Below are 26,100 nucleotides of genomic sequence, written 5' to 3'. Positions count from 1 at the left end.
GACAAAGCTCTATAACCAAAGTCCAAGTATGACCTTGATCCCAAAATGACTTTTCCATTCTTTTTGACCAGTGTCAAACACAAAGTAGGTGCCTCCTGTCTGAATTCCAAATGAAATGGCAAACCCTGATTCAAACAACAAATGATATCCAGGTTCCACCCAGAAGCCAAGATTATTGTGCTCTTCCATGAGATTTCTGGAAAGGCTGACGATCGGCGCCAGATAGAAACCCATCGAATTTTGAGCTTTGTCTGATTTCTTTTTGAGGAACCATGGCAGCGCAGTTTCAACGCCAAAATGACTAATGCCATTGCCTTTTTTTCGGATACCAAGATTGACCAAAGCACCCATACGCAAGTCCATTCTGGCACCAAGACTTCGCTGATAAACAAAAGGAGCTATATTTACATCAAGCTCTCCTTTTTCATAAAAGGGTTCTAACGTCACACTTGGATTGATTCCAATAAATTGAGCGGATGGGATCGTTTGAGCCTCCAGTGTCGACCCAAGGCAAACAACCAAAAATGGAAAAAGAAAAAGGGTTTTCAGTTTCACCATTTTTGTATTGTGCAGAATGAATTTCGGTTTTTTCATATTTTAATACAATCGCTGGTTCGTTTAAAAGTTATGGAATTTGGCCAAATGGTAAGAATTACTTCTTGCAAACAAGATGACCCGAGACTTGGTTTGTTATTTTAGAATTTTCAAATGGAAAATTTCATTGGTTTTAATGGGTGGATTTTCTTTGATGGAAAAAATATTGAATAAGCCATCCAGTAATACCGAGTAGGACAACAGCCCCAATCAATAATAGATATGAAGTATCATATTTGCGAACAATATCAGGTCCTGAAGATGGAATTTTAAAATCAATTTTCCGAATCTCTTCATTTTCCAAAATCCACAATTGTTTTTGGTGATCGAATAAGCCATTGATCGGGAACCCATCCGTTGATTGGTAGATTGGATGGAATTCTCCGTTTGGAGTAATTTGTAGAATGCAGCGGTCCTCATAGATTGCAGCGTAGATATTGTTTTGATCATCCCACCATATCCCAAATACACTGTGCTTTTTGTCGCTTGTGTCGGGACATTGTTTGTGCATACAAAGTTCTTTCGCAAGGAGGGTGAATTGTCCATCAGGTTCAATCTTGTATAAATCATTTCCATCCAGAAAATGCACAGATCCCATAGGGTGGCAAAACATCCACCGGATGTCTCTGAATTGACCCGAGGCAAAAGTCATTGTTTGACCTGATGTATCTTTCCGTATAAAGTAAACGCTGTCTTTTTCAACACTTGCTTCATACCAATACATCCGCCCTTCTTTATCTCTTGTAAATGAAAATGATTTGGGACGAGTATATGCTTCCAATGTATCCTATAATAGGGTCAGTTTTCCATTGTTTTGAAGACACCAATGGTATTGGTAAAATTGATCTTCTTCTGGTTTATACCACAAATGTTCTCCATACAATTGATCCTCTGAATCCATATACAGTTCGTGAGAATGAACTCCTTCTACTACAATCCGTTTTCGACCATCCGGAGATTGTTTCCAAATATTTTTCAAATCGGTGTAATAGATATTTCCGGCGCGATCGATGACCAGGCCTATCCCCGGATGAGCATCCATGGAGTGGGAAATTATCCTGATTCCAAGAAGTATCAAGAATAAGGAGCTTATTTTATTCATCCTGTCTGCTCTCCTGATTGGCGTGAGTATTCAGTTTGCGCACCAATTCTGAGGGAAAATCTTCTGCCGATATGCCATATCCATTGACCAGAACACCTTTTATTTGATATTTTTCGGAAGAGATCGCATAAAGGATCGATTGATCATCTGGATTGGAGGATCCCTCAAAACGATACACTTTGTCAATTTTAAATTCCTCTGCAGACATTTCAATTCCTGCTTGTTGACAGACAAGGCAAGCTTCCCGGATGTTAAAATCCATGGTGTATCCGATTTTTTGTAGGGCATTGATCGTTTCTGACAAAGTCCCATAATTTTCCATTAAATGAATCTTGCTCATTGTTCAATTATTTTTATATTTTCATTTTATGCTGTCATAGATTTAGAATCGTTTTATAATATACTTTGTTGAAATGTTCGGTGTAAGGATCAAAAAGGTAGCTTTCTTTTTGATACAATCTGATTGCTTCTGCTTTTAGATTTGAATATTCCAACTGCTTACCTTTTAGTTTGGAAATTTTGGCCATATAATATTTACTTTCAGCCAACTCGTACACTTTATTTTGTTCCACACAATAATGCCACGCCTTCTCGTAGTCATTTATTTGAAAATAGCTCACTGCAAGCTGATAGTAATCATATTGACCCACCAGATAATTCGTATCCGAAAGCAAATCTTCAAGTATTTCAATGGCTTTGTGCTTTTGATTCAAGGCGCTATAACACATTGCCTTTGCAACAAGAAGGTGATATTCTCCCCCGGCGGAATAGCCAATTTCTTTTGATTTCGACCTTTTTTCCAGTATCTCGATGTCCTGAATGGCACCTTTGTAATCTCTAAAAAACTGATATCTGCACCACGCTCTATAGTCCAGATAAATACTGTCAAATTGGACTGCTTTGTCAATCAGAAATTTCCAGTTTATAAAATCTCCGCTTTTTAAATAGGCCGTTGATTTTGCAGAGTAAGCATAAGCGAAGTAAGGACATATTATAAGCGCACTGTCAAACCGCTCTTGATAGGATCTTGAGTATTGATAGAACGGAACGGACTCCACCATTTTGCAGGCTTTGTACTGTGCTGTATCTTTGTTGTATAGATATACGTTGCAGTTTGGAGACTGGCTTGAAAGTAGAGTAGGTAAGATAAATATAAAACCAATCCATCTCATGTCAGGGCATTATTTCGGTGAGCTGTCCATTTACAATTTTAAATATCAGGTATTGGTAGTAATCCATCTCCACGTCTTCCAATTTTTTTGGTAGCCAACCATCCAGATTCTTGCAAATATCCAATAATTGATTTGTAATTTGTGTATTAAAAGTTTTAGCTTGATAGTATTCATCCATACCAATGATTCTAAAGCGATCCGTCTGCCCTTTGCAATTGACTACAAATCGCACCCGAATCAATCCATTTTGACTGCTATCAATTTCATGGTGATATTTTTTCTCAAATTCCTGAAGGATGGCCCATTTTTCATCTTTGTATTCCAATCCTTTTTCGTTGTTGTGATATTGCATGATATCTTTCTCGTTGCATAGGAAGAATTCCTTATTATCCAGCAAACTGTCAAAGAGGATATCGCCAACGGAATTTGGAAGTCTTGAGTCAGTTTTTTCAATTTGACAACATCCAAAAAATGGAATCCACCCGAGTAAGCAGAAATATGTCATAAAGCATGTCAATTTTCTTAAAATACGAGCAAACAATTGGTGCACTTGAATTATAAATTGGTTAAGTAGCAAATATACCATAGATTCTCTTTTCTGTTCTATTTATTGTTGTTTCATTATTCAACACTCTTCTCATCCATCCACTTTGGTGGGAGTATGTTGTTGTGGGCAAGAGCTAGGAGGCTGTAAACTCAATAATCGTATCTTTGCGCCAATGGAAACAGAAATTAAATGTATTATTTTTGACTTTGGGGGCGTATTGCTCAATTTGGATGAAGAAAAAACATGGTCCGCTTACCAGGAAATATTAGATCCTGCAAGGATTGAGGATGTTTGGCAACAGGTTTTCTACCCATTTGAACGAGGTGAAATTTCGGAGGATGCATTCTTCAATAGACTACAAAGAAGATCCAAAATGGTCCTGGATGGAGATATCTATGTTCGTCACTGGAATGCAATGCTTTTAGATTTACCGGAGCAGCGACTTCAATTTCTGGAGAAACTTTCCGATCAATATCCATTGTACCTTTTGAGCAACACCAATATCACCCATCTGCGGAAGGTGCAGAGCATGATGCACCGTACAAATCAATACCAACGTTTTGTATCCTGTTTTCAACAGTTGTTTTTCTCTCACGAGTTGCGCATGAGAAAGCCTGAATTGAGAATCTATGAGCAGGTACTGAGTATGATACCTTTTTCTGCTGAAGATTGTCTTTTTATTGATGACAAAGAAGAAAATACCTTGGCCGCAAAAAGCAAGGGTTTCAAAGTAATCACCCATGATTCCAAAGCGGACATTTCTGAAGCGATCGAAAAATACCTGATGGAGCCATGAAATCGGAAATGTTTTCTGGAAAGGATGTTTTCAGGGAAAAGCTTCTCAAATTTTGTCAATACCGCGATCGGTGTCAGAAGGAGTTTGAACAAAAAATGTGGGAGTTAAAAATTCCCAAAGAATGGCAGGATGAGCTGATGCTTGAATTTATTCATAACGATTGGATCAATGAGGAGCGATTTGCAAAAAACCTGACCCGCGGCAAATTCAGAATCAACCATTGGGGCAGAATTAAAATAACCAATCTTTTGAAATCATACCATATTTATAACGGCCTGATTGAGAAAGCAATGGAAGAAATCCCTGAAGATGAATATGTGGACCTTTGCCAAGAATTGGGTTTGAAAAAATTCAAGGGTCTTACTGACAGCGATGTAAGGATCAAGAAACAGAAATGCGTTCAGTATCTGCTGCAAAAAGGATTTGAATATGAAATTATTTCAAAGTTGGAGTGGCCGAAATGAACTGATTTTTCTTTGCAAAGTGAAATGCTCATTGCAATAAAGGTGCATTTAACCTCAAGCCCGTTTACAGTAAAGTATCTTGTGTAAAAGGATGTTTTTCCGGATAATCGGTGGTAAAATGCAAGCCGCGACTTTCCTTCCTTATCGAAGCGCTTCTTGCCACCAAATATCCATTTGTGATTAGATTTCTCAGTTCGCACAATTGAGGTGAAAGCGTCGTATTGTGATACAATTCTTCAGTTTCCTGGTACAGCAAATGCAATCGATCCAGCGCCCTCTTGAGTCTCACATTGGAGCGAACGATTCCGACATAATAGGACATGATTTCTTTAAGTTCCTTTATACTTTGGGTGATTAAGACCATTTCTTTTGGATCTGTCGTTCCGCCTGCATCCCATTCCGGAATTCCTGTTTTGAGTTGTACCTGATCTATATTTTCTGCTATGTCTTTTGCAATGCGATGTGCAAAAACAGCACCTTCCAGCAGTGAATTGGATGCCAGCCTATTGGCGCCATGCAAGCCGGTAGAAGTGCTCTCCCCGCAGGCATAAAGATTTTGAATATTGGTGTGTCCATTCGGATCTACCATGATGCCTCCGCAAAAATAATGGCAGGCAGGCACCACAGGAATCATCTCCTCCAATGGATCAATCCCAATGGAAACACATTTGTTGTAAATGGTAGGAAAATGCTCAATAAAAGCGTTCTTGTCCAAATGTCTGCAATCCAGACAGACGTAGTCTTCGCCTCGGGCTTTCATTTCAGAATCGATGGCCCTTGCGACAATGTCTCTTGGCGCCAACGACAATCGATGGTCGTATTTGTGCATAAATTCCTGTCCATCCCTTGTTTTTAGAATTCCTCCAAAACCCCTCACGGCTTCGGAAATTAAAAAGGATGGATTTTCTCCTTTTGGGTTAAATAGTGAAGTGGGATGAAACTGGACAAACTCCATATTTTCTACATGTCCTTTGGCACGGTACATCATGGCGATACCATCCCCTGTAGAAATCGTGGGGTTGGTCGTGGCCTTGTAAATTTGTCCAGCGCCCCCGGTGGCGAGTACAATTAATCGGGCCAAATGGGTTTCTACCCTCAGATTCTGAAGGTTGAGCAAATACACTCCGTAGCACTGGATGTCTTTCATGACCCTGGTCACCGTATATCCCAAATGGTGCTGGGTGATGACATCGATGGCATAATAATGTTCCAGGATTTTGATGTTCGAAAACTCAAGACATTTTTCAAGCAATGCCCGTTCAATTTCTGCGCCGGTCAGATCTCTGAAATGGAGAATTCTTTTTTCAGAATGGCCACCCTCCATGGCCAGATCGTAGTGGTCCATTTTATTCTTATCAAACCGTGTACCCCATTCGATCAACTCCTTCACCCGTTCTGGGCCTTCGTTCACGACAATGTTGACTACCTCAGGATTGCATAGATCGTCTCCGGCATCTTTGGTATCAGCAATATGTTTAGAAGCATCATCTTCTGACAAATCCCAAACAGCTGCAATACCACCCTGGGCATATCGGGTGTTGGTTTCTTCTTTATTGGACTTGGACACCAAAACAATGCTCAATTCGGGTCTTCGAATTGCAGTTTGAATGGCGGTGGATAAACCTGCAATCCCTGTGCCAATGATCAGTACGTCGGTTTTGTGAACACTCATTATCTTTACCTCTTCGGGTAAAGTTACGATGAAAATGTGGGTCCCGAAAATTGCAATATGAAAATAGCATTTAACGCGAGGTTTATTCTGCCTGATCAATTGGAGGGGATAGGTTGGTACAGTTATGAGTTGATAAGGAGATTATCCGTTCGTTTTCCGGAACATGAATTTTTACTATTGACGGATCGAAATATTTCTAAAAAACCGGAATGTGGAAAAAATGTAAGCTGGCATACCTTGTATCCTCCCGCCAGACATCCGCTATTGTGGTGGATTTGGTTTGAATGGTCTGTACCACGATTTCTAAAAAATCATGAGGTTGATTTGTTTCTCTCTCCAGATGGGTACCTTAGTCTTGCTGCAAATATACCACAGCTAATGGTTTTTCACGATTTGGCTTATCTGCATTACCCAGATCAAATTTCCTGGACCGTGCGCAATTATTATCGGTATTTTGTACCCAAATTTATGCGTAAAGCCAGCCTTGTATTTGCGGTGTCTCAGGCAACAAAGGATGACATCATCCAACAATTGCATGTACCCTCTGAAAAAATTCTGCTTGCTTACAACGGTTGTAAAGATGAGTTTCATGCAATTTCTCTTGACAAAAGAGAAAAAGTGCGCGCCAGGGTAAGTCATGGTGCACCTTATTTATTATTTGTAGGCGCAATGCATCCAAGAAAGAATTTAGTAAATCTGGTAAAGGCATTTACGATATTTAAGAACCGTCAATTTAGTGATATCAAATTGTTACTTGTCGGCAGAAAAGCCTGGATGAATCGGGAATTGGAAAGAACCATTTCTCAATCACCCTACAGAAATGATATCATTCATCTGAATTATTTGGAAAAAGCAGAACTCTCGGAAATAACAGCGTCAGCAGAGGCGCTGATCATGCCTTCTTATTTGGAAGGATTTGGAGTGCCGGTTCTGGAAGCACTTTATTGCGATGTACCTGTGATGGTGTCAGACCGCTTTTCGCTACCGGAGGTGGCAGGTCCGGGAGCCTTTGTCTTTAATCCGGATGATCCAACGGATATGGCGAATAGCATGAGTCAGTTTTATCAGGAGAAAGATCACAGCCATCGGATAGCCCTTGGCAGAATTCATAGAGAACAATTTAGTTGGGATCACACTGCTGATATCATCGCACTTGCCATTTCCCGGATATTGAATGAAAAAAAATACTTGTCTAAGTAAATATGAGAGTATCAGAATTTCTAAAAATGCGGAAGTCTTCGCCACCCATGACTTTGATTGGCTTTATGTTGGTTTTGGTAGTTGGCATTGCCATGATTGGACCAAACCTCATTCGGGAGGGAATGTTTATGGATGGAATCATCTATGCGGTTTTGTCGAGAAATCTGGCAGACGGCATAGGTAGTTTTTGGTATCTTGAATTTTGTGGCGATCCAAAAGTGGTATTTCACGAGCATCCACCATTGATGATGGGTTTGCAAAGTATTTTTTTTAGCTTTTGCGACAATTGTTTTTACAACGAAAGAATATTTTCTCTACTTGTTTTTCTTGGAATAGCCTTTTGGCAGATTAAGATCTGGAAAATGTTATCTCCGCATGCCTCAATGGCCTGGTTGCCCGTGTTGTTTTTAATGCTAATGCCCAAAGTAGCTTGGTCTGTCTGTGCCAACATGCTTGAGAACACCATGTCTTTTTTTCTGTGCGCCTCTTTTTATTTTTATCTCCGCTTTAGGGTGGAAAGAAATTGGTGGTGGATCTTGCTGGTGGGATTCACTATATTTGGAGGATTTATGTGCAAGGGTTTTGTCTCACTTTTTGTGTGGAGCATTCCATTTTGGTTTTTTGTTTTCTCCAATACACGGAATTTATGGGCCATGGTGACAGAATCATTGGCATTGGTCTTTGGTATCGTTTTTGGATTTGTTCTGACTGCTTTTATTTTTCCAAACGCAGTAGATAGTATTCTCAATAAGTATCTGACCATCCAGGTGCTGGACAGTTTGGCCAATGAGACAACTGTTTCAAACAGATTTCAAATTGTGATTTGGTTTTTGAGGGAGTCCATCCTTCCTGTAATTCTTACAATTGTTTTTGGGATATTGGTTCGGTTCAAATTTTCGAAGTACTTACCGTCTGATCGGGGATATGCTGTTTTAATGGCAGTTGCATTGAGCGGTATTTTGCCAATTATGATTAGTATGAAGCAATATTCTCATTACATCACACCAGGTTTAATATTTTTTGCTTTGGGGCTTGCTTTACTTTGTCAGGAGGTCTGGAGAGGTATCATGAATAGGATTGAACCAAAATTCAAGTATGTTCAAAATGCCTTATGGTTCGTTCTTTTGTTGGAACTGACCGGATTGTTCCTGATTCGAAACATACCTTCTCGCGACCAGGAAAAGATTCAGCTTGTGAAGGATTTTGAAAAGATGGAGGGTGATAAAAATGTGATAGGTATGAATCCTGAAGTATCCGATGATTACAGCATTGAAGCATATTTCAACCGATATTCTCGGACCTGTTTTGCGCCCAATGACTCTTCCAGAACTTATTACATCTCCAAAGGGCATGTGCCAAATTCGCACGAATTCCTCTTACAAGGTGCGGGTTATACCATTAGCAAAACAGCCACTCAATAATATTTTAATCCGAATGATGGATTAGAGTTGGTTGTGAAATCGAAACGGTCCATCAAATCATTTAAAAAGCATTCAATTTGAAGCCATTTTTGAAAGCAATAGAATCTCTAATGCATGATATACTTAATCAATAATATTTTCCAGAGCCCGCAAGTTGAGAATGATAATAGACTTTGAATCGGTTTCGATCAATTGATCTTCTTTGAATTCTGCCAGGGTGCGGATTAAAGTCTCTTTGGCCATACCACAAAATGCACCGAGATCCTCCCTGCTCATTCGGATGGGCTCATGGCGAAAAGTATCATGTAAAATCAGCAAGTGATAAGCGATCTTTTCTCGCACGTTTCCAAAAGAATTTACCGCCAATCTCCTGGAGATATCGTGGTATTGAGTCAGGCTATGCTCCAGCAGGGCCTGCATCATATTTTCTTGGACGATGATATCTTCCAGTTTTTGTTTGGAAATAAATTTTATTTTACAAACTTCCATCGTCTCGCATTTGGAACGGTAATTGGTTTTAAACAAATAACTGTTGTCGATAAAATTTCCGTCATTGACAATGTCGATGATTATTTCTTTAAATCCTACGGTATCCAGGGTTTCTTTGACCAGCCCTTTTTCCAGCCACATGTAAGAGGATATGGATTCTTCATTATTCCACAGAATACTTTTTTTCCCAAAATCCTTGCTAATGGTTTCTCCAATTAACTCCTTTACTTTGGGTAGATTTTTGAATTCATTGAATTTGACCAATGCAGCAAGTTTTTTGGCTTTGGTCACTGATGTTAGGCGGGAATATTTGTCCAATTTTGATTCAATGATTTGCAATAAGTCAACATCTTCAAAAGGTTTCATCAAATAGTCTTCCGCTCCAAGATTCATTCCTTTCCTGAAATCTTCTTTTTCTGCTTTTGCTGTTAGAAACACCAATGGGATGTCCTTAAGATTTGCATCCTGATTTTTTATTTTTAACACACCAAAGCCATCCAGATTGGGCATCATAATATCACATAAAATCAAATGAGGGATGTGCTCTCTGGCTTGTTGTACTCCGCCCAAACCATCCGATGCAGAATAAACTTCATAACCAGCCAGTTCCAAGATCTCGGAGATATTCTCCCGCATCTCATCATTGTCTTCGATGATTAGTATTTTAGATCGTTTTGACATATTCAGGTAAATTTAAAATCACTTTTGTTCCGTTGGGTTGGCGATGTTGAAATCGGATCCGGCCGCCAATTGAGTCCAAATATTTTTTGACGATATTTAATCCAAGACCTGTTCCTTGAATGTTCAGCACATTGGTTCCTCTGAAAAAAATATCGAAAATATGTTTCATTTCATTGGTTGGAATTCCGATTCCTTCGTCTTCAATGATAATTTCAAATTCGTTCAACTTTTTTTCAAGAACGATGAGAATCGTAGTATCATCATTGGAATATTTAATGGCGTTTGATAAAATATTGTGTAAGATATGTTTCAGACAGGATGGATCAGAATAGTTGAGCTGATCTGCATCTTTATCATAGCGGAAAATAATTTTCTGTCCTTTTTTCTTCCAGAGACTAAAATCTTCCACAATGTCTTCGATGAGTTCTGCGATATTAAATTGATTCAATCTCAATTCAAATTTTCCTTCTTCGATTCTGGCAATGGTTAAAAATTCATTGAGTATTCCGTTCAGGTAATGAATATTTTTCTTTATTTTTTCAATGTGAATATTTCTTTTTTCCAAAAGCTCAGGACTGTCATATTTGTGGACAAGAGAAATGGAACTCAGAATATTGGCCAGCGGTGTGCGAAACTCATGAGAAGCGATAGAAACAAATCTGGATTTAAGAATGCCGAGATCTCTTTCTTTTTCCAGTGAATCGATGAGTTCTTTCTCCCGGTTGATGAGTTTCCTCTCAACCACTTTTCTGTAGTCAATTTCTTCCTCAAGATTTTTATTGGTGGCAATGAGTTGATGAATGGTTTCCTGCAATTGGCTGGTTCGCGCTTGTACCATAGTTTCCAGATTGCGGGCTAAATCTTGTAATTTTTGTTCGGTTAATTTTTGTTCGGTTTGATCGTGGATGACTCCTGTGAAAAAAATATCTTCTGCGATTTTAAATTCGCTGATGGATAGCCTGATTGGGAATTGGGTTCCGTCCTTTCTTTTGCCATAAACGTCTCTTCCGATACCCATGATTTTTTTAACACCCGTTTGGAGATAATTTTGGATGTATTGATTGTGATGTTCGTGGTGAGGCGATGGAACCAATACATGAATATTTTTGAATAGAAGTTCTTCTTTTATATATCCAAATAGCTGACAGGCACTCTTGTTTATTCTTTGTATAATACCCTGGTGATCAATTACAATCACTCCATCTATGGCAGATTCAAATACAGAATCCAGGATGTTTTGGTGATTGCTGGTGGATGGCACTTCTATATTTGATTTCAGTAAAAATTAAACTCAATGGATTTTATGATAAATATCAGCCGAATCATCACAAAATCGACTTATTTTGTGGCGAAATTAAAAATTATTCGAATTATGATTGATTTAAAAGCACCTGTCAGCAGCATTATGACTACAGATCTGATTATCGTTACACCCGAAGACAATCTATTGAAGGTTAAAAAAATATTTGATGAATACCACATCCATCACATCCCGGTGGTTTTGTTCAGGGATTTAGTGGGCTTGATCAGTAAATCTGATTTTCTGTTGTACGCCAATTCTCTGGGAAGAGGTAACAACATCGAAGTTCAGGATGATCAGAAGCTGGAATATACTTTGGTCAAACAGCTAATGGTAACCCGTTTGGGTAAATTGGAACCAGACGACCGCATTGAAGTAGCGATTGATGTATTCCTTAAAAATTATTTCCACTGTCTTCCGGTCGTGCAAGGGACGGAACTAAAAGGCTTGGTGACTCCATTTGATGTGCTGAAGTACGTGGTCAATAAAGCATAAATTTTATTTTACCTTTTAAGATTGAATATATGTATCGCAACATTGTCTGCCCTTATGACCATTCAGAATTCGCAGAAAGAGCCCTGGACAAAGCAGCTCGAATGAGCATGGACCAGGGTGGCAAATTGTTTTTAATCCATGTGCTGGTCAACCCTTTTTTGTTTGACGGGGGTAGCCATCTGCTGTCCACCAATGTCATGGCAACAGATTTGATGTTAAAAATTAAAGAAGAAGCCATTCAGCAGATGGGCACGGTCAAAGACAAATTAATAGCCCAGTTTCCTGGCGTGGAAGTGGAGGTCATTTTTACGGAAGGAAGTGACATAGGAGAAGCCATCATGTCTGCAGCGGAAGATAAAAATGCAGACCTGATCGTCATGGGTTCGCATGGACGAAAAGGCTTGCGTAGATTGGTGATGGGGTCTGTTGCTGAATATATTTTGCGCGAATCCAAATGCCCCGTTTTAATTGTGAAGTAGATTCGGGGGATTCTTGGTCAAAATCTAGCCATTTTTTATACCTACTGGTCATTTTGAGGTTTTTGATCGTAAATGATTAAATTTGCAGGACAAAATGACAATGGATTGGCTTTAAAAAACCTTCTTTTATTTATCTGCATGTATATTGTCTTGGTGGAGAGTGTCTTCGCACAATGCAACTTTCAAGTCATGGCAGGTCCGGACAAACTGGTTTGTAAACCCGGTGATGCAGTCACCCTGGACGGCCGGATTACGGGCAATCCCACCGAATTCTATTGGGAACCAACCACAGGCCTCAGCAATTCACGGATCCTTACCCCCCGGGCAACTGTATTTGGACCCATGACCTATTATCTGGTGGCCAGGGGACTGGACAATACCAACCTGATTGTCAATGGTGATTTTAGTGCAGGCAATTCAGGATTCTATACCGACTATACAGTCGGTACCATGTCCTGTTATGCGGCGGGATACCTGGATTGTGAAGGTACTTATGATGTTATCACAAATCCTCAATTGGGCCACTCTGCCTGGTCTGCATGCGGTGACCATACCACCGGAAGCGGCAATATGATGGTGTTGAATGGGGCTGCCAACTTACAGAACGTCTGGTGTCAGCAGGTTACCGTAATGCCAGACATGGATTATAAATTTACTGCCTGGTGTACAGCCGTTCATCCTGCCTCACCACCAGTATTGCAAATTTCTGTGGATGGAGCAGGGGTGGGAAATATTTTTAACTCCAGTGGAGCGCCCTGCAACTGGGAACAGTTTGGTGCAGATTTTAATTCAGGCCCCAATACCACCATTGAAATTTGCATTGTCAATTTGAATACCAGTACTGGAGGTAATGATTTTGCGATCGATGATCTTGTGCTTAAAAAAATATGCGAGGTGAGGGACACCGTTGAATTAGATGTGATAAACATAGTTGCAGAAATTGAGACACCTGAAGAAGTGACCTGTGATAAATATATTTTTGAATTGGATGCCAGCAATTCTTCGCAAGGACCTGGATGGACCTATCAATGGACCGCTTCTCCCGGTAAAATTGTAAGTGGAGATAAGTCGCTCCGCCCGACCATTGATGGTCCTGGTACCTACAATCTCACCGTTTGCAGTCCGCTGCCCAATTGTTGCAAAATCGTTACGGTGGAAGTCACCGGAAACAAAATACCACCCAATGTTGCATTGTCAACGAAAGATACGATTGGTTGTGGTAAAACTTTGGCACTGATTCGCACCAGCAGCAATCAATTTAACCTTACCTATTCCTGGTCCGGACCCAATGGTTTTATTTCTGATGAAAAAGACCCGCTGGTTCCAGAAGGAGGTTGGTATATTGTGACGGTCACTGATGAATACAATTGCATTCGTATTGATTCTATCCGAATTATTGAAAGTCCGGAAAATCCAAAAATAGACATTCAATTTAATCATATCAATTGTAAAATTGATACAGCAAGACTTTCTGCAAAATCATCCATTTTGAATACAAAGTTTGAATGGTACGGACCCAATCAGCTCTATCAACTTGGAGATTCACTGGTCAGCGCAGACAGTGGATGGTTTGTTTTGAAAACCACCACTCCATCCGGATGCATTCGTTTTGATTCAGTTCGCATTGGCAAAGACCAATACAAACCCAATGCTTTGTTTAGGACCGATAGTTTAAATTGTGTCAAAGATTCAGCCATTTTGAGGCTTGTAAATTTCAATGCAAAAGATAGTTTTGCAATCATTGGACCATCCACTCCATTCAGATTCGATAGTTCGGGCTGGCTGTTCAAAACAGGAGGATTATACAAACTCCATATTCTTTCAGAAAATTTTTGTGAAGACAGTTTTGCATTTGAAATTGTGGTGGATACACTCAAACCAATTTTAGATGCCAGCATTGATTCCATCAATTGCCAGAACAGAACCGCAACCTTGATTGGCAGAAGCAATGACCCTCTTGCCAATTACACCTGGATAGATCCGGGTGGAACAGTTTACAATCAAAATGTTTTGGTGACCCAAATCCCTGGACTGTACAGGCTTGCCGTCATAGGCAACAATGCCTGCAAAGATACCATCACCAGATTCATTGTTGCAGACACCCTGAGTCCAACGATTGAAGCAGGAGTAGATACCATCAATTGCATACGTCCTGTGGTCAATGTTGTACAAAACAAGGATACCAATGGTATTTCATTTCTATGGAATGGTCCCTTCGGTTTTACTTCTTCACAGGCCTCACCCATTTTGAATGCTGCAGGTCGCTATCAATTGGAAGCAACCGGAAAAAACTACTGTAAAACCATCCTATTCCTTGATGTCGTCGAAGATAAATTGACACCTGTTTTGACTGGAACCAATGATACATTGCGCTGTACCATGGACTCCATCCAATTAAATGCAAATGCAGTCAATGTGACAGGTGATCTTGTGCTAAGTGGTCCTGGGGGATTTTTCGCTACCATTCCGAATCCGTATGTAAAAACGCCGGGCAGTTATCTTATCGTGGCCACCAATCCCAACGGGTGTACTGATTCTTTACGAATTGATATTTTCCCTGACCTTGGGAAACCAGATCTCTTTGTAGTGACAGACACCCTGGATTGTCAAAAAACCAGCATTGTTCTTTCAGCTCAGTCCTCTCATGATTCTTTGCGCTATGAGTGGTCCGATCCAACAGGCATCCTGGGCACACAAAAGGATCTCAGTATCCAAAGGGGAGGAAATTATAGAGTGAAGGTCACCAACCGCAGCGATTGTTTTACCGAGCTGGATGTAAACATATTTCAGGATACGGTTCGCCCTCGTTTTTTATTGACCTCGGACAGTCTCAATTGCCGTGATCAATCTGCCAATCTTGTTTTTAATAGTGTAGAAAATCCGAACCTGATCGAATGGAGAGGTCCGGCAGGCTTTATTTCCAATCAAAGATCTCCTCTTGTAACCAATGGAGGTTGGTATGTTTTGAGATTGACGAATGACAATTTTTGTTTTCGGGAAGATTCCGTTTTTATCCATCAGGATACCCTGGCACCAACACTCCGGATACTTTCTGATACCATTACCTGTCTTCGAAGACAAGTTACACTCACTGCACAAAGTAACGCATCCAATGCCATTTATACTTGGACCAGACCGGACGGAAGTACCCAAAATCAATCCAGTATTTTTACGAGCGTGGCAGGTCTTTTTCATGTTACGGTTACAGGCCAGAATCATTGCACCAACACGCTTAGCACCCATGTTGGAATAGATACACTCACACCCGTTCTATCTGTAGCCAACGATACCTTGACTTGCATCAAAGTAAATACAAGGCTACAAGCCCAATCTCAGCGGACAACCGATCTGTTCAGTTGGAGCGGACCTTCGGGATTTAGCTCCAATCAACAAAATCCACTGGTGCAAACTCCCGGTATTTATCTTTTGAGAGTGACATCCACCAATGGATGCGAATCCACTCAAATCGTCCATATTTTATCTGATACACTTTCCCCACAAATCTTTGCCACCGCAGACAGCATCCAATGCAAACATCCGGATGCTGAAATTAAAGTGCTTGGATTCGGGCCTTTGGACCAAATTGTTTGGAGAGACGCTCAAGGTCAAATAATTTCCAATAGCTTCAGACAATTGGTAAGTACCGCAGGAAGGTATTTTGTAGAAGTGACCAATCCGGAAAATGGATGTGTTTCAAAAAGAGAAGTTGTTGTCAATGCAGACACTAATTTGATAAAAGACATTCTTCTGCAAACTTTACAACCAATGTGCGGCGAAGAAAAAGGATCAATGGTTGTATTGGGATTGGTGGGTGGACATGGTGGATATAGCTATTCTTTGGATGGAGGTCTGAGCTTTTCCTCCAATCCTGATTTTAAATCTTTATTGCCTGGAAAATACAATTTATTGGTAAGAGATGCCTCGGGTTGTGAATTCGTCAAAGCTTTTGAAATGATCAAATTACCGGAAGTCGAGACAGATCTCACACCTGTTGTTGAATTGCAACTGGGCGAACAGGAACAGTTAAATCTTTCCATCAATCTGGATCCATCCAAAATAAAATCCATTGTATGGGCTCCAACGGTGGGCTTGAGTTGTGTCGATTGTCAGAATCCTGTGGCCAATCCTCTGGAAACCACAGAATACATCGTTACCGTAACAGATGAAAATGGATGCGTTTCTGTAAGTAGAATCAGAATCATTGTTATAACTCCGGAAATTTTCGTTCCCAACATTTTTAGTCCAAATGATGATGTCGTCAATGACCGCGTGTGGGTGCATGGTCCGGAGAATGAAGTTATCAAAATCAATCAATTCTCCATTTTTGACCGATGGGGAAATCTTGTTTTTAACAATCGAAATTTTTATCCCAATCAACCGGATCAGGGTTGGGATGGAACTTATAAAGGAGAGCGATGTCTTCCAGGGGTGTATGTTTATTTTGTCAAAGCAGAAACCATCAATGGAAAATTGCTCAGTCTGGAAGGCGATCTGAGCCTCATCCGATAAATGGAGAAACACAATAAATGATGATTTGCAAAACCGATTGGAGTAATATGAGGGTATTGTTTGGTAAAAATCAATGGATAAAAGAGCAAGGAAACATCTTGATGAAAAAAAGGGAATTGGTTTTATGGGTAATTGGATTTTTATTTTTTGCAGAGGTGCAGGCCCAGATAAATCATCCTTCCAAAATTTTGCCTGGTCTTACTTTTTTATCAAGCATGTCCAACGGTTGCAACATAACGGTCAATGCTGGTCCTGATATTACCATTTGTGCAGGTATCGGCAAAAACCTAAGCGGTATGGTCAACGGAGGATTTAGCAGTTATTCCTGGGAACCTGCTGACGGATTGAGCAATCCGGATGTCTTAAATCCCATCGCCAATCCTTCCTCTACCACGACTTATACACTAACTGCAAGAGGAATGTCACCCAATCGGTTTGTCAATGGTGGGTTTGAATCAGGTTCTATCGCCCCTTCCACCTCTTCCTATACCTTGCACACAAATCCCAATACCCTTGTAATGAGTACAGGCGGATATATGGTCATGAGTGTGCCTCAAATAGCCACTGCCTTTGGTTGCAATCCCAATATTGGGAGTTTTGCACTGGTTATTTCACCTACAGGACCGGGTACAAACATTCTTTGCCAAACATTAGCCGTCACACCAAATACAGATTACAAAATTAGCTTTAAAGTATTTGGAATTCCTTATATTCTTGGAAGTCCACCGGTAATCCGACTTCGCATAAACGGTGCTGACGTAGGATCAGTTCCCGCAGAGAGTGGTCTGTGTATGGAAGCTGAAGGCAATTTTACATGGAACTCTGGTGCTTCAGGTTCAGCCAATTTTTGTTTTGACAATACAGGAGGAACAGGAGGTTTTAGTCTTTGTGCCATTGATGATATTGTGGTGATTGAGTGCTGTGAGGAAAAAGACGAGGTGACGGTCACCGTTTACGAGTTGGAAGCAGACATCAGCATGCCTGATGAGATTGGCTGCTCCAACAGGCCAATGACACTTGATGCTTCCGGATCTTCCTCTGGGCCAAACATTAGCTATCAGTGGACCACCACCAACGGAAGAATAATCAGCGGAGATAAAACCCGAAATCCGGTGATTGATGCACCCGGCACGTATAAACTTAAAGTAATCGGAGAGTTTGGCTGTGAGAAAGAAGTCAGCGTGACAGTGACTGGAAATGTAACTCCACCCAACTTGTCCACATTGAAGAGCAACATAGATTGTAAGAATCCTGTAGGCAGTATCGAAGCAAGGTCCACCAACCCAAACGTGACTTTTGAATGGACAGGACCCAATGGATACACGAGTTCCAGAGCAGTAGACCGCAACATTCGCGAGCCAGGTGAATATGAGGTGACAGCAACCGATGATTACGGTTGTAAGTCCACGATCAAACTAATTGTAGAGGACAATCGGACAGATGTGGATCTATCGATTGCCGGAGATACCATACGCTGCGGTCAGGATTCTGTCTTCCTGAAAGGAGCTTCTGTCAGCGCCAGACCAGAGTTTGAATGGACCTTACCAAGCGGTGCCAAAGTAAGAACTTCCGACGTTGTTGCAAAAGATACAGGATGGTACAAACTTTTGGTGAGAGATTCATTGGGATGTTTTGCAGAGGATTCATTTTTTGTTTTCAACTTCAAAACCAATGTGCCGGTTTCTTTTTCCAGTGATACCCTGAATTGCAATCATCCTGAAATTTTAATTCGATATACGACCGACACAAGCGGTACCGTACTATGGAATGGACCCAATGGTTTTTCTTCCAATGACAAACGGGTGATGGTAAAAGATTCCGGATGGTATTTTATTTCATTGGTGACCAAGGATGGATGTGTGGGATTTGATTCCGTTTACATTGCCGCAGATTTTGCGACACCTGACATCGTGATTGGGCCTGCCGATACATTGGATTGCAACCGACCCTTTATTTCCCTCCAGGGGTCAAGCAGCAGTGCAGATGCTGTGTTTGAATGGACGGGTCCTTCGGGTCCTTTGGGCAACAATTCCAACATTCAGGTAAGTTCTCCCGGAGATTATACATTGATTGTAAAATTGCCGAATGGTTGTTTGAATGCAGAAATCATTCAAGTTTTTCAGGACATTGACACACCTCAGGTAAATGTATTTTCAGACACACTTACTTGTTTATTGGATAAAATAATCCTGCAGGTGAATCCGGATACCACTCTGAATTATGATTGGAGAGGGCCAGCGGGATTTAGTTCCACCCTGGCAAATCCCGAAGTTAATTTGCCGGGCGAATACACAGTTGTAGTCATTGGTAAAAACGGATGTCCGCGCTCAGGATCAGTGTTGATTTATGAAAATAAAGCAGTTCCACAACTCGAATTGAGAAACGATACGCTCACCTGCAAAAAAAATATGATCTTTCCTTTTGTTCAAACTGATCTTGACATCATTGATTTCAACTGGACAGGTCCTGGTGGATTCATGTCCAATGTAATCGATCCACCTATTTTCATTCCCGGGCTTTATATATTGCGCATCACGAAGTCCAATGGTTGCGAAGCCACTGAAGCGGTTTTAATTTCAGAAGACAAAACACTTCCTTCCGCCACCCTTGAAGCAGATACCATTAGCTGTACTTCGAATGCTGAAATCAGAATAAACTCGATTGATCCCGGTGTTGATTTCAATTGGTTTGGTCCAGGCGGATTTAGTTCGGACCAGTTAAGAACCTCTGTTACAGTGGGTGGGTGGTATTATCTCCAAATGATTGGCCAGAATGGATGCATCAAGACGGACTCCATCTTTGTTTTTCAGAAAGATGTATTGCCCGACATCTTTACAAAAGATGACACTTTGACTTGTGATAAAACATCTTTGATATTGCAGGGAGGTTCAAATACGCAGGGCGTGCGGTATGAGTGGACAGGGCCCGGTGGATTCAGCTCCACCAATCCCAATCCCATGGTTTCAGATTCCGGAGTTTACACCTTAAAAATAATTGATCCCAATGGATGTGAAGCGATGCGTAGTTTGCGAATTTATCAATTTGGAAGTCCACCTATGATTTCCTTGTTTCAAATTGATTCACTTACCTGCGCCCGAAACAATGCAAAAATTAAAATAGGCGGAATTTCTTCAACCGACGTTTTGCAATTCAGTGGTCCAGCAGGAATATCTATCCAACAGGATACTGCCACCGTACTTGCAGAAGGATTTTATGTGTTTACCATCACCAATCAGTTTGGCTGTTCGTTCACAGACTCAATTTTTATAAAAGATTTGCGGAGTCTTCCGGATGTGATGATCATGGACGATACGATGAATTGTGAAAGAAGAAATTTAAAACTTCCTCTGTTGACCCTGGAGACGGATTTAGATTTTAGCTGGTCTGGACCAAATGGATTTTCCAGCTTAGAAAAGAATCCGGATACAAACATTCCTGGAGATTATACTGTGACAGTTACCAACAGGGCCAATTGTCAGCTCATCAGAACGATTCGAATTGTAGCCGATACTTCCGAGCCGGATTTGTTATTATTGGCCGACACAATCAATTGTAAGAGAAATTCTGCCCCGGTCATCGCAGTAACCAATTCTCAGGGATTCAGAATCCAATGGACAGGACCCAATGGTTTTACCTATGGTTTACCCCAATTTAGCACGACCATTCCCGGCTTATACACGGCTACTCTGACTTTCTCAAGAAACAGATGCAGCGTCACACGTTCCATCGAAATCGTGGAGGATACTTCCAGAATCCGCAATGCTGTGATCAATAAAACAGACATAGGATGCATTTTTACGACAGGCTCCATTGTGATTGGTCAAATTACCGGCGGAAGCCCGGGATTTGAATATTCCATCGATGACGGAATGAATTATAGTACGCAAAATATTTTTAGCAACCTGCCAAAAGGAATTTATCCGGTCAGGATAAGGGATAGAAATGGATGTGAGTACAGCTCTCAGGTGCAAATTGATTCCAGTATAGGTTTGCAATTGGATTTAATTCCAGAGATTACCTTGCTGGAAGGGGAAAGTTCGACCTTACAACTTATGATCAAAAGCGGAGGAGCCATCCAATCCATTTTGTGGAGCCCCTCCAACCAATTGAGCTGTTCCGATTGCCTCAATCCTGTTTTAACTGCTACCGAGGAACAGCTTATTTCCGTTCAGGTGACGGATGAAAATGGTTGTGTGGAAATTCTTCAAATTCTCGTAAAAATAATCAGGGATTCTGAAGTATTTTTTCCCAATGCATTTTCTCCAAATGGGGACAATATCCACGAATACTTTTACCCGGTATCAGAGTCTGATCAGATGATGGTTCGACAAATGGCCGTTTATGACCGATGGGGTGCAAAGGTTTTCGAGAATAAAAATTTTCCGGTGAATGTACCGGTATCTGGATGGGATGGAAGATTTCAAGGTCAGGATCTGATGCCGGGAGTATATGTGTACATGGTGGAAGTGTTGGTTGGGGAAGAGATCCGTACATTTTTTGGAGAGATTTCGCTCATTCGCTGAGATTTGATCTCCATTTTAAAATACAGAATATGTTAGAAGGTTTGTCATTGGATATATTGCGCTATTGTGATACACATCTTTCTTCAGTACCTGATTATCTTACGGAACTTGAACGCAAAACCCATTTACAAACCATGCTTCCACAAATGCTCAGCGGAGCAGTTCAGGGACGATTTTTAAGTCTGCTTTCTCGTTTGAAAAAACCGGATACCATTGTGGAGATCGGAACTTTCACGGGATATAGTGCAATGTGTCTTGCAGAAGGACTGAGCCCTATGGGTCGGCTGTATACTTTTGAGGTAGATGATAGCTATGATGAAATCATTAAAAGACTTCAGGAAAACCTGGTACTCTGCAATAAAATTGATTTTATCAAAGGCAGTGCACTGAAACTGCTTCCAACTAAAAATTGGAAAGTGGATCTTGCTTTTGTCGATGGATCTAAAAAAGAGTACCTGGATTATCTGAAAGTACTGGAGCCCATGATGCCTTCTGGATCTGTTTTAATTTCTGACAATGTCTTGTGGTATGGAAAGGTAGTCCAGGAAAACAAAGATAAAGACACCCTGATCATCGATCAATACAATCAGTATTTAAGAAACAGTGAAAATTGGGATGTGGTAATTCTCCCCATCAGAGATGGCATTTCTGTGGCCATAAAGAAATAATTCATGTGGATTTGGAAAAATTCTGATGAGATCGATTGGGAGGAATGGGATCAAAAAATCGTTCTGAATCCGGACTACCGTCTGGAAGCTTTGTCCTGGTACCTTGAGGTAGTTTCTGATCAATGGGGTGCATTTTTTCTTTCAGGAAAAGACATTCGAATACCGGTCAGCTATAAAAAAAATTGGGCGATGAAAACGGCCTGCCGGGCGCCTTTTACGCAGCAACACCGTTTTATAGGGAGTGAAGTCCCGGACCAAGCCATGATTGAAAAGTTCATGGCAAGTCTCGCGGACCAATTTAATTGCGGAAAGTATTGTCTCAATTATTTTATTCCTGATACACAGAGAAGAACCAATCTGGTGGTTGATCTGGAACACTATAGATTGGAGAATGAAGAGATGTATAGTTCACATCACAAAAGGAGGGTGAAAAAAAGTTTGTCCAATCATATTTCGATTGATTTTTCAGTCAGTAAACCTGAATTCTTAAATTGGATTGATCAGTTTCAAAAACAAAATGCTGCCATTGAAGGTCTCAACCGAAACGCTTTGCAAAAATTATCCACAGAATTGTTCTCAAGACAGAAAGGTTTTGTCGTGGCAGCCCGCAATCAAAAAAACGAGATTATATCATTGTGTCTTCTTTCTGACAATGGTTATCGGATCGTCAATTTAATGTCACTGAGCAGTATAGAAGGGAAGAAGAAGATTGCCATGTACGGCATTCTTCATACCGTCCTCCAACAATTTAAAAATTCACATCGGGTCTTTGATTTTGAAGGTTCGGATTTGGAAGGTGTCAAACAATTTTACCAGGGATTTGGACCCGCGACAGAAGCCTATTTCGAAGTCAGTTGGAACCAACATTGGTTTTGTACCCTAAAGGATTTACTTAAAAAGTGGATTTACTAGTGTCCTGGACTTCGATTTTTGGAGGAATTAAATAGTAAAGGACAGGAGTGACCAATCTACTCAAAAGGGTAGAGCTGATCAAACCTCCAATTAACACCAGGGCCAGAGGACTGATGAGTGGTGATTTTTCCATGACCAATGGAATCATTCCGCCGATGGCTGTTAGTGAAGTTAAAAAGATGGGTAGAAATCGAGTTTCAGCGCCATCCATCACGGCTTCATAAAGTCCAATCCCTTTTTCTCTTAGCTGATTGGTGTAGTCTACCATCAGAATGGAATTTTTTATTTCAATTCCAGCCAACGCAATCATACCAATCGTAGCCACAAATGACAAAGTCTCATTTCCAAAATACAAAGCCAGGAATGCACCAATCACACCCATTGGTATTACACTCAAAACAATCATTGTGGACTTAAAAGTTCTGAATTCTAATATCAATATTGCCAGCAAACCAAAAACGGCAAGAATAATAATGGTGCCTATGCCACCAAAGGATTCTTCTCTGGACATGCGCTCACCGGCAGCCAAAAGATGGTAACCCTCCGGTAGTTTAATTTCATTTTGAATTCTTTCTATAATTTGATCAGTGAGTTGATCTGTATTGTATCCCTGACCGACAAATGAACTGACCGAACTGTATCGTTCCTTGTTGTAATGATTGATCACGGTGGCACTGGTTTTCATTTCAATATCCACAATGGATTTTAATGGAACCAAGGCGCCGCTCAGCGAACTAATATAAACTTGTTCCAATTGTTGAATGGGGTTTGAGGAGGACTTTTTCATGGTGACCAGAATATTCATTTCGTCATCATTTTTATCCTGTATGGTGCTAACATCCAATCCTTCGATGGCAAGTCGGATCGTCTTTGCCAGCTCTGCAGTAGGCACACCATATAAGCCTGCTTTTTGTTTGTTGATTTTCAAACGGAGATCTGATTTTTTAAATTTTAAATCATTGGACACATAAATGCAACCATCCGTTTGCTGGATTATTTTTTCAACTTCAGCCGCAAAATATTCCAAACTATCAAGATTTTTTCCGATGATTCGCATTTCAATGGGAGCGGTAATCGGCGGACCCTGTTCGAATCGACGAACCTTAATTTTTGCACCGGCGATGGCACTCAGCTCTGAACGCAATTGTTCTGCGATACTTATGATTTCAGGTACTTCCGTTTCATCTTCCAGAAATACCACCATCTGGGCAAGCTGATCATCGAGTTGAGATTGAAATTCGTTGTAGTAAATTCTTGGATTTCCCTTCCCCACATTGCTCGCCAATCGCACCACCTCCTTTTTTGCCAACAAATATTGCTCAATATTTCTGGCTATTTTATCCGTGTGTTCTAAATTGCTGTCGTGTTCTGTTTCCAAATCAATGATCAGGATTGGTTTTTCAGAAGCAGGAAACAAACTGAATCCCAATTTGGGTACCAATGTGAAAGATGCAGCAAACAACAATCCTGCCAGAGATAAAGTCCAGACCGGATGCATCATGCACCAACGCAAGAGTTTTTGATAGGGATTGTTGAGATAATTTTTGAATGCGCGGTAAAACCAATTCGATTGTTCCAATTCTCCATGTCCGTTTGATTTTAAAATAATACTGGATAGAAATGGGATAATGCTAAGGCTTACAAACAGAGAAGCGAGAACCGTCATCATCACTGCCATGGGTAGAGAGCGAATGAAATCTCCGGATCCCTCCGGTAAATTGGCGATGGGAAGAAATGCAAGCAAAAGAGCTGCGGTGCAACCGATGACAGCAACCATGATGTGATTGGTCGCTGTGATGGCCGCAACTTTTGGCTTGAGACCTTTTCGCATGTATCTCTCTATATTTTCGACCACCACAATACTGTCATCCACCAAAAGTCCAAGCGCAATGACCATTCCAACAATACTCAGTTGATTGAGGGTGTATCCCATCAGATCCAGCAGAAACAAACCTATGCTCAGTGACAACGGTATAGAAATCATCACCACAATGGAGGCCCTGGTTCCCAATGGCAATAAGGTCAACATGACCAAAAGTATCGCAATCAAAAAATCAATTCCCAAACCTGCGAGTCTGTGCCGCACTCCTTTCTCCTGATCAAATGCATGTTCCAATTGGATGGTATTTGGCAGACTGGATTTAAATTTGGTAAATACCTTTTCTAGTTTATTGCGAACCTGAATGATGTTTTGTTTGTCTTTCATCGCGGTGACTACCCATATGGCTCTTTTGCCATTAAATCTTGCATGATGATTGTTTGTTTCTACTTTTTCAGAAATCTGAGCAATATCTTCCAAATAAATAGGTCTGGCCTGAGCATTGGTTCGGATGATTGTTTTTTTGAGCTCATCCATATTTTCGATCGGCGAATTGACCTTTACATTGTATTTTTTATTTCCTAGATGAATCGAACCTGCAGGAATATTCACATTGTTTGCTTCAATCATTCCCAATACCTGATCGAGTCCTAAACTCAACTGAGCCATTCTCTCCAAATTTAATTCAACCTGAATTTCGGATTTTGGCAATGCTTGTATTTCTACAAATTTTATTTCTTTGATTCGCTCAATGTCTCTCTTTAAGAGATCTGCGTATTCCTCCATTTCCTGATAGGATGCCACTTCAGAAATCAATGCGGTCTGAAGGATCGACACATCGCTGGATGCAGCTCTTTTTACAGAAAGTTCGATCAGACCTTCCGGTAGATCAGGTCTGATTTTATTCATCTCTCGGGTGATGTCATTGTTCTTGGCATCCACATCGACACCGTAGTTGAATTCAGCCAAAGAGATCATCAAACCATCCCCAATGCTCGTGTTTATTTTTTTAATATCACCCAGTTTGTAAATTTCTTCTTCGATGGGATCAGCGATCAATTCTTCCATGTCCTTCGGACTTGCGCCGGGATAGATCGATACAATGGAAAAAATAGGTGCTCCAAAGGGAGGATCCTCCGAACGTGGCATGTTGATCAGAGAATTTACGCCCAACAACAGTAAGGCAAGAAACAAAACCAGGGTGAATTGATGTCTTTTTACAAAAAACTCGTTGAATGACATTTTGCTAAATTTGAA

At 40.7% G+C, this 26,100-nt stretch carries 20 protein-coding genes; 10 read left to right on the top strand and 10 right to left on the bottom strand.

The genetic code is table 11. The annotated features are described in order from the left end of the window. Window positions 1-9: 9 nt before the first annotated feature. The 6 genes from IPM48_01715 to IPM48_01690 form a co-directional block, all read right to left on the bottom strand. Window positions 10-594, bottom strand: coding sequence for a hypothetical protein (locus tag IPM48_01715; protein ID MBK9270289.1), 585 nt, complete (start codon window positions 592-594; stop codon window positions 10-12). 133 nt (window positions 595-727) lie between these two features. Then, window positions 728-1,375 (bottom strand): hypothetical protein, encoded by a 648-nt coding sequence (locus tag IPM48_01710; GenBank protein ID MBK9270288.1) that lies wholly within the window; start codon window positions 1,373-1,375, stop codon window positions 728-730. 6 nt (window positions 1,376-1,381) lie between these two features. Further along, window positions 1,382-1,672: a hypothetical protein gene (locus IPM48_01705; GenBank protein MBK9270287.1), complete on the bottom strand. Its 291-nt coding sequence runs from the start codon at window positions 1,670-1,672 to the stop codon at window positions 1,382-1,384. A gap of 16 nt (window positions 1,673-1,688) precedes the next feature. After that, entirely contained in the window at window positions 1,689-2,018 is a 330-nt protein-coding gene (locus IPM48_01700; protein MBK9270286.1) for a phosphoribosylpyrophosphate synthetase, read from the bottom strand. 52 nt (window positions 2,019-2,070) lie between these two features. Continuing rightward, the gene (locus IPM48_01695; GenBank protein ID MBK9270285.1) at window positions 2,071-2,868 is read right to left on the bottom strand and encodes a hypothetical protein; all 798 of its coding nucleotides are present in this window, start codon (window positions 2,866-2,868) and stop codon (window positions 2,071-2,073) included. 1 nt (window position 2,869) lies between these two features. Then, window positions 2,870-3,373, bottom strand: coding sequence for a hypothetical protein (locus tag IPM48_01690; GenBank protein MBK9270284.1), 504 nt, complete (start codon window positions 3,371-3,373; stop codon window positions 2,870-2,872). Between the two features lie 214 nt (window positions 3,374-3,587). On the opposite strand from IPM48_01690, the gene IPM48_01685 reads away from it, so the two are divergent. Both IPM48_01685 and IPM48_01680 read left to right on the top strand, forming a co-directional pair. Then, window positions 3,588-4,211: an HAD family phosphatase gene (locus IPM48_01685; protein ID MBK9270283.1), complete on the top strand. Its 624-nt coding sequence runs from the start codon at window positions 3,588-3,590 to the stop codon at window positions 4,209-4,211. Beyond that, window positions 4,208-4,675, top strand: coding sequence for a RecX family transcriptional regulator (locus tag IPM48_01680; protein MBK9270282.1), 468 nt, complete (start codon window positions 4,208-4,210; stop codon window positions 4,673-4,675). Before IPM48_01685 ends, IPM48_01680 begins: the two co-directional genes overlap by 4 nt. Before the next feature lie 64 nt (window positions 4,676-4,739). Here the strand turns inward: IPM48_01680 and nadB are convergent, their stop codons facing one another. Continuing rightward, window positions 4,740-6,347 carry an L-aspartate oxidase gene (nadB, locus tag IPM48_01675; GenBank protein MBK9270281.1) on the bottom strand — a complete coding sequence of 536 codons (1,608 nt, stop codon included), beginning with the start codon at window positions 6,345-6,347 and terminating at the stop codon, window positions 4,740-4,742. Window positions 6,348-6,404: 57 nt separating this feature from the next. On the opposite strand from nadB, the gene IPM48_01670 reads away from it, so the two are divergent. Beyond that, window positions 6,405-7,547, top strand: coding sequence for a glycosyltransferase family 4 protein (locus IPM48_01670; protein ID MBK9270280.1), 1,143 nt, complete (start codon window positions 6,405-6,407; stop codon window positions 7,545-7,547). 2 nt (window positions 7,548-7,549) lie between these two features. Continuing rightward, window positions 7,550-8,968 (top strand): hypothetical protein, encoded by a 1,419-nt coding sequence (locus tag IPM48_01665; protein ID MBK9270279.1) that lies wholly within the window; start codon window positions 7,550-7,552, stop codon window positions 8,966-8,968. 123 nt (window positions 8,969-9,091) lie between these two features. Here IPM48_01665 and IPM48_01660 read toward each other — a convergent pair whose 3' ends face one another. Both IPM48_01660 and IPM48_01655 read right to left on the bottom strand, forming a co-directional pair. Further along, window positions 9,092-10,138: a response regulator gene (locus IPM48_01660; GenBank protein MBK9270278.1), complete on the bottom strand. Its 1,047-nt coding sequence runs from the start codon at window positions 10,136-10,138 to the stop codon at window positions 9,092-9,094. Continuing rightward, window positions 10,122-11,399 carry a PAS domain-containing sensor histidine kinase gene (locus IPM48_01655; protein MBK9270277.1) on the bottom strand — a complete coding sequence of 426 codons (1,278 nt, stop codon included), beginning with the start codon at window positions 11,397-11,399 and terminating at the stop codon, window positions 10,122-10,124. The genes IPM48_01660 and IPM48_01655 overlap by 17 nt, the downstream gene beginning before the upstream one ends. A gap of 111 nt (window positions 11,400-11,510) precedes the next feature. Between IPM48_01655 and IPM48_01650 the strand changes: the two genes are divergently transcribed. From IPM48_01650 to IPM48_01625, 6 genes are all read left to right on the top strand, one after another. Continuing rightward, the gene (locus IPM48_01650) at window positions 11,511-11,933 is read left to right on the top strand and encodes a CBS domain-containing protein (protein ID MBK9270276.1); all 423 of its coding nucleotides are present in this window, start codon (window positions 11,511-11,513) and stop codon (window positions 11,931-11,933) included. A gap of 29 nt (window positions 11,934-11,962) precedes the next feature. Continuing rightward, window positions 11,963-12,412 carry a universal stress protein gene (locus tag IPM48_01645; GenBank protein MBK9270275.1) on the top strand — a complete coding sequence of 150 codons (450 nt, stop codon included), beginning with the start codon at window positions 11,963-11,965 and terminating at the stop codon, window positions 12,410-12,412. A gap of 72 nt (window positions 12,413-12,484) precedes the next feature. Next, on the top strand, window positions 12,485-16,921 hold the full coding sequence (locus IPM48_01640) for a gliding motility-associated C-terminal domain-containing protein (GenBank protein ID MBK9270274.1): 4,437 nt from the start codon (window positions 12,485-12,487) through the stop codon (window positions 16,919-16,921). 17 nt (window positions 16,922-16,938) lie between these two features. Then, a complete protein-coding gene (locus IPM48_01635; protein ID MBK9270273.1) occupies window positions 16,939-21,444 on the top strand; it encodes a gliding motility-associated C-terminal domain-containing protein in 4,506 nt (1,501 codons plus the stop codon). A gap of 29 nt (window positions 21,445-21,473) precedes the next feature. Beyond that, window positions 21,474-22,112 (top strand): O-methyltransferase, encoded by a 639-nt coding sequence (locus tag IPM48_01630; protein ID MBK9270272.1) that lies wholly within the window; start codon window positions 21,474-21,476, stop codon window positions 22,110-22,112. 3 nt (window positions 22,113-22,115) lie between these two features. Beyond that, complete coding sequence (locus tag IPM48_01625) at window positions 22,116-23,024, top strand: hypothetical protein (GenBank protein MBK9270271.1); 909 nt, start codon at window positions 22,116-22,118, stop codon at window positions 23,022-23,024. Here the strand turns inward: IPM48_01625 and IPM48_01620 are convergent. Beyond that, window positions 23,005-26,085: an efflux RND transporter permease subunit gene (locus IPM48_01620; GenBank protein ID MBK9270270.1), complete on the bottom strand. Its 3,081-nt coding sequence runs from the start codon at window positions 26,083-26,085 to the stop codon at window positions 23,005-23,007. The two genes, IPM48_01625 and IPM48_01620, sit on opposite strands and share 20 nt — an antisense overlap. Between the last annotated feature and the right edge of the window lie 15 nt (window positions 26,086-26,100).

This window comes from Saprospiraceae bacterium, from assembly GCA_016715965.1.
Lineage (GTDB): Bacteria > Bacteroidota > Bacteroidia > Chitinophagales > Saprospiraceae > Vicinibacter.
This window is presented reverse-complemented; position numbering and strand designations above follow the sequence as displayed.